General features: G+C 59.3%; 14 protein-coding genes. 7 read left to right on the top strand and 7 right to left on the bottom strand.

Annotated features, from left to right (window positions below; genetic code table 11):
* Positions 1-30 precede the first annotated feature (30 nt).
* Both AC0J41_RS16925 and AC0J41_RS16920 read right to left on the bottom strand, forming a co-directional pair.
* Positions 31-1,380: a heavy metal sensor histidine kinase gene (locus AC0J41_RS16925; RefSeq protein WP_473013104.1), complete on the bottom strand. Its 1,350-nt coding sequence runs from the start codon at positions 1,378-1,380 to the stop codon at positions 31-33.
* Positions 1,380-2,060, bottom strand: a complete 681-nt coding sequence (locus AC0J41_RS16920) for a heavy metal response regulator transcription factor (RefSeq protein ID WP_473013103.1) — start codon at positions 2,058-2,060, stop codon at positions 1,380-1,382. Before AC0J41_RS16920 ends, AC0J41_RS16925 begins: the two co-directional genes overlap by 1 nt.
* 173 nt (positions 2,061-2,233) lie before the next feature.
* Between AC0J41_RS16920 and copI the strand changes: the two genes are divergently transcribed.
* A complete protein-coding gene (gene copI / locus AC0J41_RS16915) occupies positions 2,234-2,767 on the top strand; it encodes a copper-resistant cuproprotein CopI (protein WP_473013102.1) in 534 nt (177 codons plus the stop codon).
* Between the two features lie 61 nt (positions 2,768-2,828).
* Positions 2,829-3,659 (top strand): NADPH-dependent 7-cyano-7-deazaguanine reductase QueF, encoded by an 831-nt coding sequence (queF, locus tag AC0J41_RS16910; protein ID WP_473013101.1) that lies wholly within the window; start codon positions 2,829-2,831, stop codon positions 3,657-3,659.
* A 193-nt stretch (positions 3,660-3,852) separates the two neighbouring features.
* Here the strand turns inward: queF and AC0J41_RS16905 are convergent, their stop codons facing one another.
* Together AC0J41_RS16905 and AC0J41_RS16900 are read right to left on the bottom strand one after the other, a co-directional pair.
* Positions 3,853-4,116, bottom strand: coding sequence for a DUF4404 family protein (locus AC0J41_RS16905; protein ID WP_473013100.1), 264 nt, complete (start codon positions 4,114-4,116; stop codon positions 3,853-3,855).
* Positions 4,117-4,225: 109 nt separating this feature from the next.
* On the bottom strand, positions 4,226-4,846 hold the full coding sequence (locus AC0J41_RS16900; protein ID WP_025111077.1) for a hypothetical protein: 621 nt from the start codon (positions 4,844-4,846) through the stop codon (positions 4,226-4,228).
* A 198-nt stretch (positions 4,847-5,044) separates the two neighbouring features.
* Between AC0J41_RS16900 and AC0J41_RS16895 the strand changes: the two genes are divergently transcribed.
* On the top strand, positions 5,045-5,734 hold the full coding sequence (locus tag AC0J41_RS16895; protein ID WP_025111078.1) for an MlaA family lipoprotein: 690 nt from the start codon (positions 5,045-5,047) through the stop codon (positions 5,732-5,734).
* Positions 5,735-5,786: 52 nt separating this feature from the next.
* Here the strand turns inward: AC0J41_RS16895 and AC0J41_RS16890 are convergent, their stop codons facing one another.
* On the bottom strand, positions 5,787-6,086 hold the full coding sequence (locus AC0J41_RS16890; protein ID WP_025111079.1) for a PilZ domain-containing protein: 300 nt from the start codon (positions 6,084-6,086) through the stop codon (positions 5,787-5,789).
* Positions 6,087-6,360: 274 nt separating this feature from the next.
* Here AC0J41_RS16890 and rssB point away from each other — a divergent pair, with 274 nt between their 5' ends.
* Positions 6,361-7,545 carry a two-component system response regulator RssB gene (rssB, locus tag AC0J41_RS16885; RefSeq protein WP_025111080.1) on the top strand — a complete coding sequence of 395 codons (1,185 nt, stop codon included), beginning with the start codon at positions 6,361-6,363 and terminating at the stop codon, positions 7,543-7,545.
* Positions 7,542-8,024 (top strand): anti-sigma factor antagonist RssC, encoded by a 483-nt coding sequence (rssC, locus tag AC0J41_RS16880; RefSeq protein ID WP_003226553.1) that lies wholly within the window; start codon positions 7,542-7,544, stop codon positions 8,022-8,024. Before rssB ends, rssC begins: the two co-directional genes overlap by 4 nt.
* 190 nt (positions 8,025-8,214) lie before the next feature.
* Here rssC and tal read toward each other — a convergent pair whose 3' ends face one another.
* Together tal and AC0J41_RS16870 are read right to left on the bottom strand one after the other, a co-directional pair.
* A complete protein-coding gene (gene tal, locus AC0J41_RS16875; RefSeq protein ID WP_025111081.1) occupies positions 8,215-9,141 on the bottom strand; it encodes a transaldolase in 927 nt (308 codons plus the stop codon).
* Positions 9,142-9,347: 206 nt separating this feature from the next.
* Positions 9,348-10,298: a glycosyl hydrolase family 5 gene (locus AC0J41_RS16870; RefSeq protein ID WP_025111082.1), complete on the bottom strand. Its 951-nt coding sequence runs from the start codon at positions 10,296-10,298 to the stop codon at positions 9,348-9,350.
* A 291-nt stretch (positions 10,299-10,589) separates the two neighbouring features.
* On the opposite strand from AC0J41_RS16870, the gene AC0J41_RS16865 reads away from it, so the two are divergent.
* On the top strand, positions 10,590-11,030 hold the full coding sequence (locus tag AC0J41_RS16865) for a low molecular weight protein-tyrosine-phosphatase (RefSeq protein ID WP_081794885.1): 441 nt from the start codon (positions 10,590-10,592) through the stop codon (positions 11,028-11,030).
* A gap of 39 nt (positions 11,031-11,069) precedes the next feature.
* The gene (locus AC0J41_RS16860; protein WP_473013099.1) at positions 11,070-13,298 is read left to right on the top strand and encodes a polysaccharide biosynthesis tyrosine autokinase; all 2,229 of its coding nucleotides are present in this window, start codon (positions 11,070-11,072) and stop codon (positions 13,296-13,298) included.
* Positions 13,299-13,311 lie beyond the last annotated feature (13 nt).

Raw genomic sequence — 13,311 nt, 5'->3', positions numbered from 1 at the left:
TTGCTCGCGAAGAGGCCGGAACTGCTGGCCTCAATCCCCATTGGGCAACTCGATCACAAACCGCGTCCATCCCGCCTCTGACTCGCAACGAATCCGCCCACCATGGGCCCGGACGATCGATTGCGTAATCGCCAAGCCCAACCCCGCATGCTCGCTGCTGCCTTCCTGCCGCGCCGGATCCGCCCGATAAAACCGGTCAAACAACCGCGGCAACAGTTCGGCTGAAATCCCTTCGCCACTGTTCTCGACCAACACCTGCACGGCATCCGGTTGATCGACGATGGACAGCCGCACGCTGCCCGCCGCCGGGGTAAAGCGCAGCGCGTTATCCAGCAGATTCGACAAGGCCCGACGCAGCATGCTGCGATCACCCTCTATACGCGCGTGACCTTTGCGACTGAGCGTCACGCCGGCGTCCTCGGCCAATGGCGCGAAAAACTCCAGCAGCACATCGCTCTCTTCCGCCAGTTCCAGCGCTTCACGTTTGGGCATCAGCAAGCCGTGGTCTGCCTTGGCCAGGTACAGCATGTCGTTGACCAGTTGCGCCATCCACTGCAACTCTTCGAGGTTGCTGTGCAGCGCTTCGCGGTAATCTTCGAGCGGGCGCGGGCGGGTGAGGGTGACTTGGGTATGAGTCAGCAGGTTCGACAGCGGCGTGCGCAGTTCATGGGCGATGTCGGCCGAGAATGCCGACAGTCGCTGAAACGAGTCGTCGAGGCGTCCGAGCATGGCGTTGAAGCTGTGGGCCATTTCCGCAAGCTCTGGCGGCATTCGCGCTTCCGGCAGTCGGGCATTCAGCGATTGTGCGGAAATCCCGCGGGCGACCGCACTCATGCGCCGCAGTGGACGCAGACCGCTGCGCGCAGCCCAGGCACCGAGCAACGCGGTGGCCAGCGCCGACAGCCCGACAGTCAGCCAGATCAGATGCTGCATGCGCTGCAGGAAATGCTGGTGGTGGGTGATGTCCAGCAATAGCGTCAATTGTGGCGAGTCGGTCTTGTCCGGGTAGAGCGGGGCGTTGAGCACCCGATAATCAGTGCCTTCCTGACTCACGGTCGCCAGGCCGGACTGTTTCGGCAGCGCCGTGGGGATCTGCGTCGAACTGTCGTACCAGCGCTGGCCGTCACTGCCAGTAATGCGCAGTGCCAGATCGGCCTGGCGGCTCAATTCATCCGCCAGCCGTGCCTCGCGTTGACCGGGTTGCACATCCTGCAAGGCCCGGCGCAGGCCGATCAGCTTGCCGTCCAGCAGTTGCTGGTCGAGCTCAACGAAGTGCGCTTCGCTGGCGCGGCTGAACAGCACCCCGGCAAACAACGAGACCACGGCGGTGCAGGCGGCGAACAGCAAGGCCAGACGCGAACTCAAGGACAGGTAACGCATCAGGCAGGACGCTCTTCAAGCACGTAGCCCATGCCGCGTACGGTGTGAATCAGTTTGTCGGGGAAATCATCGTCGATCTTCAGGCGTAAACGGCGGATCGCCACTTCGATCACGTTGGTGTCACTGTCGAAGTTCATGTCCCAGACTTGCGAGGCAATCAGTGATTTTGGCAGCACTTCACCCTGACGGCGCAGGAGCATTTCCAGCAAGGCGAACTCCTTGGCGGTCAGGTCGATGCGCTGGCCACTGCGTTCGACGCGACGGCGAATCAGGTCCAGGCGCAGATCGGCCAGTTGCAGGCTGGTTTCCTGTGGCGTGACGCTGCCCCGACGCAACAGGCTGCGCACCCGGGCCAGCAGTTCGGAGAAGGCGAACGGTTTGACCAGGTAGTCGTCGGCGCCAAGTTCGAGGCCATGGACCCGGTCTTCCACGGCATCCCTGGCGGTCAGAAACAGCACCGGCGTGTCGAGACCGGCGCTGCGCACCGCTTGCAGGATCTGCCAGCCACTGCGTCCGGGCAGCATCACGTCGAGGATCAGCAGCGCATAATCACCGCTCAGGGCCAGTTGCTGGCCGCTGTTGCCGTCGGCCACCAGTTCTGTGTTGAACCCGGCCTCGGTCAGGCCCTGGCGCAGGTAGTGGCCGGTTTTCGGTTGGTCTTCGACGATCAGCAGTTTCATGGGAGGCTCGGGTTTTCGCGGTGATTCGGTGTTTTGCAAACGAAAGCTTTATACCGTGAGAGAGGGCGACGGGCGCCAACCTGACAAAGTTGTAATCTGCCTGTCAGGTAGCTGCCAGCGCAGGCGGGCTAGAGTTTCCCACAGGCTGAACCTTATCTTGTTGGAGTATGACTATGTTTTTGCGCAACCCTCTGGCCGTCGCCGCCTGTTTGCTGGCGCTGAGTTCACCTGTCTGGGCGGCGCCCGCGCACACTTATGACTTCGGTCAACCGGCACCGGCGGCCAAGGCCACCCGTAGCATAGAGGTGGTGCTGAACGACATGTCGTTCGACCCGAAGGCGATTCAAGTCAAGGCCGGTGAGACCGTTCGCTTTGTGTTGGTGAATAAAGGCCAGTTGTTGCATGAATTCAACCTCGGTGATGCGGCGATGCATGCTCAACACCAGCAGGAAATGCTGCAGATGCAGCAAAGCGGCATGCTAACGCCTACTGCGATGAAAGAAATGTCCCACGACATGACGGGCATGGATCACTCGGCCATGGGGCACGGCATGAAGCACGACGACCCGAACAGCGTGCTGGTCGAGCCGGGCAAGACCGCTGAACTGACCTGGACCTTCAGCAAGGCCACCAGCCTTGAGTTTGCCTGCAATATTCCAGGGCATTACCAGGCAGGCATGGTTGGCAAACTGACTGTCAGTCAGTAAGCACTCAAAGGCGTGAGCAAAGGCTGGTAGAATCCGCTGATTCTTCAGTCAGGTTTCCGCCATGCATCCCGCAGCCGAACATTCGCCGCTGGGCAAATCCAGCGAATACATCGCCACGTACACGCCGTCCCTGTTGTTCCCGATCCCGCGCACCGCGAAGTGGGCCGAACTGGGCCTGACCGCCGAAACCCTGCCGTACCAAGGCGTGGATTTCTGGAACTGCTTCGAACTGTCGTGGCTGCTGCCGTCGGGTAAACCGGTGGTGGCGATTGGTGAATTCAGTATTCCGGCCGATTCGCCAAACATCATCGAATCGAAGTCGTTCAAGCTGTACCTGAACTCGCTGAACCAGACGCCGTTTGCCGACATCGCCAGCCTGGAAGCGACGCTGGTCAAGGACCTGTCTGCCGCGGCCGGCAAGCCAGTGGGCGTGCGGGTGCGCAGCCTGAAGGATGTCGAAGCCGAAGGCGTCGTGGCATTGCCGGGCGTGTGCATCGATGACCTGGACATCAGCGTCAGCAACTATGAGCATCCGCGTCCGGAACTGCTGCGTTGCGATGATTCGAAGATTGTCGAAGAGAGCGTGCACAGCCATCTGCTCAAATCCAACTGCCCGGTGACCAGTCAGCCGGACTGGGGCAGCGTGGTGGTGGAATATCGCGGCGCGGCGCTGGATCACGCCAGCCTGCTGGAGTACATCGTCAGCTTCCGCCAGCATTCGGATTTCCATGAACAATGTGTGGAGCGGATTTTCCTCGATCTGCAGCGCTTGCTGAAGCCGCAGAAGCTCACGGTATTTGCACGGTATGTGCGGCGTGGCGGCCTGGACATCAACCCGTATCGCAGCACTGAATCCGTGCAGTTGCCGAACCACCGTCTGGTGCGTCAATAAAATACCCGAGTGTGGACGCTCCAATCTGGGAGCGAGCCTGCTCGCGAATGCGGTCTGTCATTCAACGATGATGTCGACTGACACGACGCCTTCGCGAGCAGACTCGCTCCCACAGGAGGCGGTGTTGCAAATCGTAGAAATGAAAAAGCCCTGCCAGTGATGGCAGGGCTTTTTGCATTTCAGCGCAGGGCGATCAGATCCCCATGCTGCCCAGCGCATTGACGATGTTGCGCAGGGTGCCGGCGATGGCCGGGTGTTCGAGTTCGAAGCGGTTGACCGCCAGGTTTACGCCGTCGGCGATGCTGGCGTCCTGCGTGGCACTCTCCAGTTTGATTTCCGATTCGATCTGCGCCATCAGCGCATGCAGATCTTCACGCTCGGCTTCGGACAGCGGCGGATTCTGCTCCAATTGCTCGCGCAGGGTGTCGAGTTGTTTTTGCAGTTCTTGGGCGGGCATGGTGTGGTTCCTTTTATCAAGAGGCACTGGCATTGACCGCAGCCGCGCGCCAAAGGTCTATGGCTGACCTTTAGATTAATCCACTCTGCTCCAGCCTGCATGATCCCGATCAGGGCTTTTCGCCTTTGAGGCGGCGCAGGCTGATGTCGGCCAGACAGGTATCGAGTTCGCCCAGATGATCGATCACCGAATGCACGCCCAGACCAAACAACTGCAGGGTCGCCTTGGCGCGGCGCTGTTCGCGTTCCTTCTGGCTCAGGGCTTGCCACTCGCTCGGCGACAGGCCGCACAGCGAGCCGCAGGACGCCAGGCCAATGGTCCACAACCCGGCGTTGAGGCCCGATTGCAACAATCGCGGCTCGCCGCTGACCAGCACGCAGCCATCCAGACGACCCACGTTCAGCCCCATCAGTGCTTGCCAACAGGCGTTCGGCGCCGGCCATGGATTGATTGTTGCTGAATATTGCGTCGGTTTGATCCACGCCGGCAGCAGGGCCGACAGCGGTTGCGCGAGGGCAGGGGGCAACTCATCGATCCACGCACAGGGAATCTGCTGGCGCTGCAAACTGAGCAGGCTGTCGAGGGCGCCGGGTGTGGCGTCGGCGTGCTCGGGCAGCGCGCTGGCGTGTTGATGGGCACGGGCACCGAAATCCACCAGACATCCGCTGAGTCCGAACAGCACGGCGGTCAGGCCGGGTGCGGCGACAGGCAAGGCTTCAGCGTGTGTCATGAAAACGTCCCTGAAATAGTCATGAGGCTAGGGGGCGTCGGTGACAGTTGGATGACAAGCGTATGAAAGGGGCTTCAGGAAACGTCCTACATTACTGCTCACGGGTGGACTGCCTAAAATAGCTTTTGCGCTTATACTAGCGGTCTTGATGCTTGGGCCGACGGTGCCCGCGCCAGTAAAAATCCAAGGAGCTTTTCTATGCGCTGGAGCAACCCTCTCGCTCAGCTATGTGTATGTGCCAGCGTCTTGCTGGTTCCGTTTGCCGCCAACGCCGCAACGGAAGAAGACCCTTGGGAAAGCGTCAACCGCCCGATCTTCCAGTTCAACGACTTCGTCGACACCTACGCACTCAAGCCGATTGCGCAGGGCTACGAATACGTGACGCCGCAGTTCCTCGAAGACGGCATTCACAACATGTTCCGCAACGTCGGTGATGTCACCAACCTGGCGAACAACATTCTGCAGGCCAAACCTGCAGCGGCCGGCGTCGATACCGCACGAATCATTTTCAACACCACCTTCGGCCTGCTGGGCTTCTTCGACGTCGGCACCAAGATGGGCCTGCATCGCAGCGACGAAGATTTCGGCCAGACCCTCGGCTACTGGGGCGTCAGCAGCGGTCCGTACGTGATGCTGCCGTTGCTCGGTCCAAGCACCCTGCGTGATGCGCCTTCGAAGTATGTCGACAGCTACACTGCCCCGTACCGCTACATCAACGACATCCCGGTGCGTAACTCGACGTTCGGCCTGAACATCGTCGACACCCGCGCCAGCCTGCTGTCGAGCGAGAAGCTGATCAGCGGCGACAAGTACACCTTCATCCGCAATGCGTACCTGCAGAACCGCGAGTTCAAGGTCAAGGATGGTCAGGTCGAAGACGATTTTTAATCTCGACCGATAAAGAGAAGGCGGCCCTTGGGGCCGCCTTTTTTGTGTGCGCTTATTTCATCTTCAGAATGGTCAGGCCAAGCTTCTGGCTGTCGCCTTCCTGGGCCTTGACCCAGACCACCTCGGTCTCCGCTTCCAGCCCGCTGAGTGCTGCGTGATCGGAATCGATGCGCACGCTCAAGCGGTCGCCAACCGCGAACTGGCGCGGCGCTTCAACCTGCATGCCACTGCTGGAGAGGTCAATGCACACGCCCGACACCTCGTCCCCTTCATGAATCAACACGACATCGGCATCGACCCGCATACGGATGAAATCGCGCTTTTCGCTGTAGTCTCGACCGGTTTGACTCATGGCTTTGTCCTTCCATTGGGTTACGGTTTGAGCTGTTCTTATAACTCTCGGTGATTTGACAAGTAAAGTCGTCAAGCGACCATCGGCGCATGCTTGAAACGCCCCGCGGATGGGAGTACCGTCTGCGCCTTAGAAGGGCACCTCTGGTGCAATCGCGTTCCGGGCCAATGCTCGAAAGCGGTGCAGCAGAGAGGCTAGAAAGCGAATCCAGTAGTCTGAGCCGGGCCAATGCCCCGCCTGCTACGCCAACCTAATTCTGGCGCCGTTTGCCCACATGCCAAAAACCAGTGCCACGCTGCTGATAATCGATGATGACGAAGTAGTGCGCGCGAGCCTCGCGGCCTATTTGGAAGACAGTGGTTTCAGCGTCCTGCAGGCCAGCAACGGCCAACAGGGTCTTCAGGTATTCGAGCAAGACAAGCCCGACTTGGTCATCTGCGATCTGCGCATGCCGCAGATGGGCGGTCTCGAACTCATCCGTCAGGTCACCGAGCGGTCACCGCAAACGCCGATGATCGTCGTTTCGGGTGCCGGCGTGATGAACGACGCGGTCGAGGCGCTGCGCCTGGGTGCGGCGGACTACCTGATCAAGCCTCTCGAAGACCTGGCCGTGCTCGAGCACTCTGTGCGTCGGGCGCTGGATCGTGCGCGCCTGCTGCTGGAGAACCAGCGCTACCGCGAGAAGCTGGAGAAGGCCAACCGCGAACTCGAAGCCAGCCTGAACCTGCTCCAGGAAGACCAGAACGCCGGTCGCCAGGTGCAGATGAACATGCTGCCGGAAAGTCCGTGGCGCATCGACGAGTTCCAGTTTGCCCACCAGATCATCCCGTCGCTGTACCTGTCGGGTGATTTTGTCGACTATTTCCGGGTCGACGAGCGTCGGGTCGCGTTTTATCTGGCCGACGTGTCAGGCCATGGCGCCTCTTCGGCGTTCGTCACCGTGCTGCTGAAGTTCATGACCACGCGCCTGCTGTTCGAGTCCAAACGCAACGGTACGTTGCCGGAATTCAAGCCTTCGGAAGTTCTTGGTCATATCAACCGGGGGCTGATCAGTTGTAAGCTGGGCAAACACGTCACAATGGTCGGTGGAGTCATCGACGAGGAGACCGGTTTGTTGACCTATAGCATCGGCGGCCATCTGCCGTTGCCTGTGTTGTACACGCCTGACAGTGTTCGTTACCTCGAAGGCCGTGGTTTGCCGGTGGGCCTGTTCAATGAGGCCACCTACGAAGATCACGTGCTTGAGCTGCCTGCGACCTTCAGCCTGACGCTGATGTCCGACGGCATTCTGGATCTATTGCCAGAACCTACGCTCAAAGAAAAAGAAGCTGCTTTGCCTCAACGGGTGAAGTCGGCGGGCGGCAGCCTGGATGGTCTGCGGCAAGTGTTTGGATTGGCCACGCTAGGGGAGATGCCGGATGATATCGCCCTGTTGGTGTTGAGCAGGAACCTTCAATGAGTACCGGTAGAATCCAGTTCGCCGAGCAGGACGGCACCTTCGTCCTGAAGTTCGTCGGTGAAGTTCGCCTGACCCTGTGTTCGGCGTTGGATGCGACTATTGAGAAAATCTTCACCGCGTTGAATTTCAACGCGATCGTGATCGATTTGACCGAAACCCGCAGCATCGACAGCACCACCCTGGGCCTGTTGGCCAAGCTGTCGATCCTGTCGCGGCAAAAGGTCGGCCTGCTGCCGACCGTCGTCACCACCCACGAAGACATCACGCGTCTGCTGCAGTCGATGGGCTTCGAGCAGGTGTTCAACATCGTCAACCACCCGGTGCCGTGCCCCGAGTGCCTGGACGACTTGCCGGATCAGGACCAGTCCGAAGAAGTGGTGCGGATCAAGGTGCTGGAAGCGCACAAGATCCTCATGGGGCTGAACGATTCCAATCGCGAAGCCTTCCACGACCTGGTGAATGCGCTCGAGCGGCATTGATCTGGTGAAGTGATGTTGTCTGGGCCGGCCCCTTCGCGAGCAAGCCCGCTCCCACATTTGAAATGCATTCCCTCTGTGGGAGCGGGCTTGCTCGCGAAGGCGAGAGTTCGGACGATGCGTCTTCCAGCGCGAGCGAAAAAAAAGGGCGAACCCGTGAAGGTTCGCCCTTTTTGCATTCCAGTGGCTCAGATCACAGCTTGGCCTGCAGCAGCGCCTCAAGCTTCTCCTGGTCACGGGCAAACTGACGAATACCCTCGGCCAGTTTCTCGGTGGCCATCGCGTCTTCGTTGGACAGCCAGCGGAATTGCGCTTCGTTCAGGCTCAGGCGGGCTTCGCCAGCATGGCCCGGGGCGAGTTTGCGCTCCAGTTTGCCGGTGTCTGCCGCCAGCTTGTCGATCAGGTCCGGGCTGATGGTCAGGCGGTCGCAACCGGCCAACTGCTCGATCTGGTTCAGATTGCGGAAGCTGGCGCCCATGACCACGGTCTTGTAGTCATTGGCCTTGTAGTAGTTGTAGATGCGGGTGACCGACTGCACGCCCGGATCATCGGCGCCGGTGTAGTCATTGCCGTTGGCCTTTTTGTACCAGTCGTAGATACGGCCCACGAACGGCGAGATCAGGAACACCCCGGCGTCGGCGCAGGCAGCGGCCTGGGCAAAGGAGAACAGCAGGGTCAGGTTGGTCTGGATGCCTTCTTTTTCGAGAATCTCGGCAGCGCGGATGCCTTCCCAGGTCGAAGCGATCTTGATCAGCACGCGGTCACGGCCGATGCCGGCCTTGTCGTACAGCTCGATCAGGCGATGCGCACGCTTGAGCACGGCGTCCTGGTCGAACGACAGGCGCGCATCCACTTCGGTGGAAATACGGCCCGGGATCACTTTGAGGATTTCCTGGCCCACGGCGACGCCAAAGCGGTCGCTGGCCAGGCCCACATCGCCCTTGCAGTCGCTGACGCAAGCGTTCAGCAGTTCGGCGTAAGCCGGAATGGCCGCTGCTTTGAGCAGCAGGGAAGGGTTGGTAGTGGCGTCGACCGGCTTGACCCGGGCAATCGCTTCGAAGTCGCCGGTGTCGGCAACCACGGTGGTCATCTGTTTGAGTTGTTCCAGCTTGGAAGTCATGGGTGTGCTCTGTCCTGTGGGTTTGACGACATTACCCGAGCGCTGACAGCCACTCAAGGGCATCAAGGCGTATCGGGTTCCCCGGTGGCAACAACCTGAGAACGGCTGTTTGAAAGGTGGGGCGCGGTATCGATGAATACGATGCCAAAATCGGCCGCAGGTTCAACGCATCTGACGGTCAGCGCCCCTTGAGCACATGGAGGAGCTTATTGCTGACTCAGTTGGGTTCTGACGGCGGTTTCCGCCGGTTTCGGCTGACCGTCGGAGGTCAGCAGGCCGAAATTCTTCTCGCGGTCGTTGCTGCCGGTGTCGCTGTTTTTCCATTCATAGATGGAGGTCAGCGCAATGTTGCGGGTTTTGATATCGGCGACAAACGCACTGATTTTACTGGCCTGACCTTCTGTCCCACCGTTGGAGCTGAGCGCCGAGATGCCCCATTCGCTGATCACCCCCGGCAGATGGAAGTTTTGCTGGATAAACGCCTGGGCGTTACTGATCTGCGTGCCCGTCATGCCATAGGGATGATAGGAAATCGCGTTGAGGCATTTAGGGTATTGGCTGACGATTCGGTTGAGGGCCACCGTGGACGCCGAGCCGGCAGTCGGCGGCCGGGCGAAACCGAAGCCGATCACCGGCGTGGCCTGAGGCTTGTCTTGCAGTGTCTTGCACGCTGCGCTCATGAATGGCACGAAGGTCGTGTCGAAATTCCCGGTCGGCCAGTAGGCGTCGAGATCCGGCTCATTCCACAGTTCAATGGCAACCAGTTGCGAGCCGTAGGTTGTCGCCAGGCTGGCCAACGCGTTGGCGTACGCGACGCCTGCGGCTGCCAGATCACTGGTATTTAGTGGCTGAGTCGTGCGCAGGGTCATCAATACCGGCAGGCCAGCGGCTCGTGCCACGGCGAAGGCGTCGCTGACCTGCTGTTGATAGGCCTGGGTGTTCAGGCTGTCGGTCCAAACGCCAAAGCGCACGAAACTGAAGCCGGTGGTCTTGATCAGTTGGGCGTCTGCGGCAGAGAAGTTCTGGACCTTGACCTGCACGCCAATGGTTTTATGGGTGGGCAATGCCGGGAACAGCTCGCTGGCGTTGACTTGGCTGGCTGTACTGAGCAGCAGCAAGGTCAAAAGGCTCAATCGTTTGAGATGTGCTGACTTCATGTCGGCTCTCCGGGTGAGAAGTGACAACGGCGAATAGGTATCTCGTGATACCTCATTCGAAACTAACAGTGTCACTAAGTGCGTAAATGTTATTTTTTGTCAGGAAATCAAGAACTGAAAATCACAGTTATTTTTAGTCCGGTAATTCCGTTTGGGCGACTTTTGGCGCTGTGGTACTTAATACGCTGGTACTAACAGGGCGAATCTATTTCTGAGTGCAGGATGATCTAGTGGGTTCATTAAGATCCGCACTAGATGTTGGCAGAATGATATTACACAGGAAAGTAAACCTTGTTCAGAAATATCCTTGTCGTGTGCGTTGGCAATATTTGCCGAAGTCCGACAGCAGAACTTCTGCTGCGTAACGCGCTGACCCCCTCAACGATCTCGGTGACCTCCGCAGGCCTCGCGGCCCGGGTTGGCGAAGGCATGGAAGCTTCGGCGCGCCAGGTTCTGGAAGATCACGGGCATAGCGCCGAGGGCTTCACCGCCCGGCAATTGACCGCCGATATCGTCAATCAATCGGACCTGATTCTGGTCATGGAAAAACAACATATGAATCAGGTACTGAAGATCGCCTCGCACGCGAGAGGCAAAGTGTTCCTTCTTGGCAAGTGGCAGAGCGAACGCGAAATACAGGATCCCTATCGTCAAGGTAAGGCCGCTTTTATTCATGCCCATGCATTGATTGAAGATGCTGTTAGCTCGTGGGCGCAGCGCCTCGGACATTGATGAATATTCTTCAGATCAGTGAATGGTAAGAACAGACTTATGCAGTTACCGTCAGTAATCGCCAACCGTGATAACGATCAGGACAGTATTGATCTTCTCGGCATATTTGGCAGTTTGATCGACCAGAAATGGCTGATTGGTGCATTCACCGGTGCCTTCATGGCCGCGGGTGTTGCCTATGCGGTATTGGCGACGCCGGTGTACCTGGCGAACGCGCTGGTGCAGGTCGAACCGAAAAAGAACGACATGCTCGGGTTTTCCGACCTCAGCAGCATGCTCGGCGGCCAATCGCCGTCGGTGACCGAAATCGGCATCATCAAGTCTCGCGCGGTGATCGGCAAAACTGTCGATGACCTGCGCCTGGATATCGACGCCACCCCCAACACCTTCCCGGTCATCGGCGGTTTTCTCGCCAGGCGCTATCGCGGCGAAACCGAGTTCAGCGTGGCGCCGCCGCGTTTTGGCTTTAACAGTTACGCCTGGGGTGGCGAGCGTCTGGAGTTCGCCCGGCTCAATCTGCCCAAAGAACTGTTGGGCAAGAAACTGACACTGGTGGCGGGAGAACAGCAGCGCTTCCAGTTGCTCGATGACAACGGCAACGTGCTGGTCGAGGGCGTCGCGGGTGAAACCTTCGCGCAGGACGGCGTAGAGGGGCAGGTTGCGCAATTGTCGGCCAACCCGGGCACGCGTTTTGAAGTGGTGCGCAATCCGCGAATCGTGACCATTCAGGGTTACCAGGATGCGCTGGATATTTCCGAGCAAGGTAAAGAGTCGGGGATTATCCGTCTGGCACTGGCCAGCGCCGATGCCCCCGAGGCGGTGAAGATCCTCAACAAGATCGCTGCGCTGTACGTCGATCAAAACGTGCGTCGCACTTCGGCAGAAGCAGCGCAGAGCCTGGCGTTCCTGCAAAGCCAGTTGCCGCAGGTCAAGCGCGATCTGGCCAAGGCCAGCGATGCGCTTAACGCCTACCAGACCCACGGCAAGACCGTGAACATCTCCCTGGAAACCCAGTCGGTGCTCGGTCAGTCCGTTGCGCTCGAAACGCGGATTTCCGAGCTGAAAATGCAGCAGGCCGAGATGGATCGCAAGTTCACCAAACAGCATCCGGCGTATCGCGCCCTGATGTCACAGATCGGTGAGTTGACCCAGCAGCAGAAGTCGCTGGAAGGCAAGGTCGGGGATCTGCCAGCCACGCAACAGGAACTGCTCAACCTGACCCGCGATGTGGAAGTGGCTTCGCAGATCTACACGCAGTTGCTGAACAAGTCGCAGGAACTGGACATCGTCCGCGCTGGTGCGGTGGGCAACGTGCGTTTGATCGACCCGGCAGATGTCGACCTGACCAGCCCGGTCAAGCCGAAAAAAGCCCTGATTGTGTTGATCGCAACGTTCCTCGGCGCTTTTGTCGGCGTAGCGCTGGTGCTGCTGCGCAAATCCCTGAGCAAAGGCCTGGAAGGACCGGAAGCCATTGAGCAGCTCGGGCTGCCGGTGTACGCCTCGATTCCCTACAGCACATTGCAGCGCGAAGAGGACAGTAAAAAAGTGCGGGTCAAAAGCACGGCTGAAACGCCGGCCTATCTGCTGGCCCTGCGCAATCCGACCGACCTGTCCATCGAGTCGATTCGCAGCCTGCGCACCTGCCTGCATTTTGCCGCGCTGGATTCGACCAACAACCGGATCATGATCTCCGGTCCCAGCCCGCAGGTCGGCAAGACGTTCGTCTCGTCCAACCTCGCAGCGGTCATGGCGCAAAGCGGTCAACGCGTGTTGCTGATCGACGCCGACATGCGCAAGGGCCACCTGCACAAGTCGCTGAACGTGCCGATCGCCAATGGCCTGTCGGACCTGTTGGTCAAGCGTTGCAGCATCGAGCAGGCCATCAACACCGTGGAAATCGACAACCTGCACTTCATCAGCCGTGGGCAGGTTCCACCCAATCCTTCGGAGCTGTTGATGCACGCCAACTTCCGCGACCTGCTGACCGAACTCAGTGAGCGCTACGACGTGGTGATCATCGATACGCCGCCGCTGCTGGCGGTGACCGACGCAGCGATTGTCGGGCGCGAAGCAGGGATCAGCCTGATTGTCACCCGTTTTGCGGTGAACCCGGCCAAAGAGATTGAAATGACCATTCGGCGCTTCGCCCAGAACGGCATCGAGCTCAAGGGCGCAGTGTTCAACGGCGTCGAGAAGCGCGCGGCCAGCTACTACGGCAATGGCAGCTACGGTTATTACAACTACGAATACGCGTCGGACAAATCCTGAGTTTCAGGGACGT

Source organism: Pseudomonas sp. Arb-4-2C (assembly GCF_055755015.1).
This window is presented reverse-complemented; position numbering and strand designations above follow the sequence as displayed.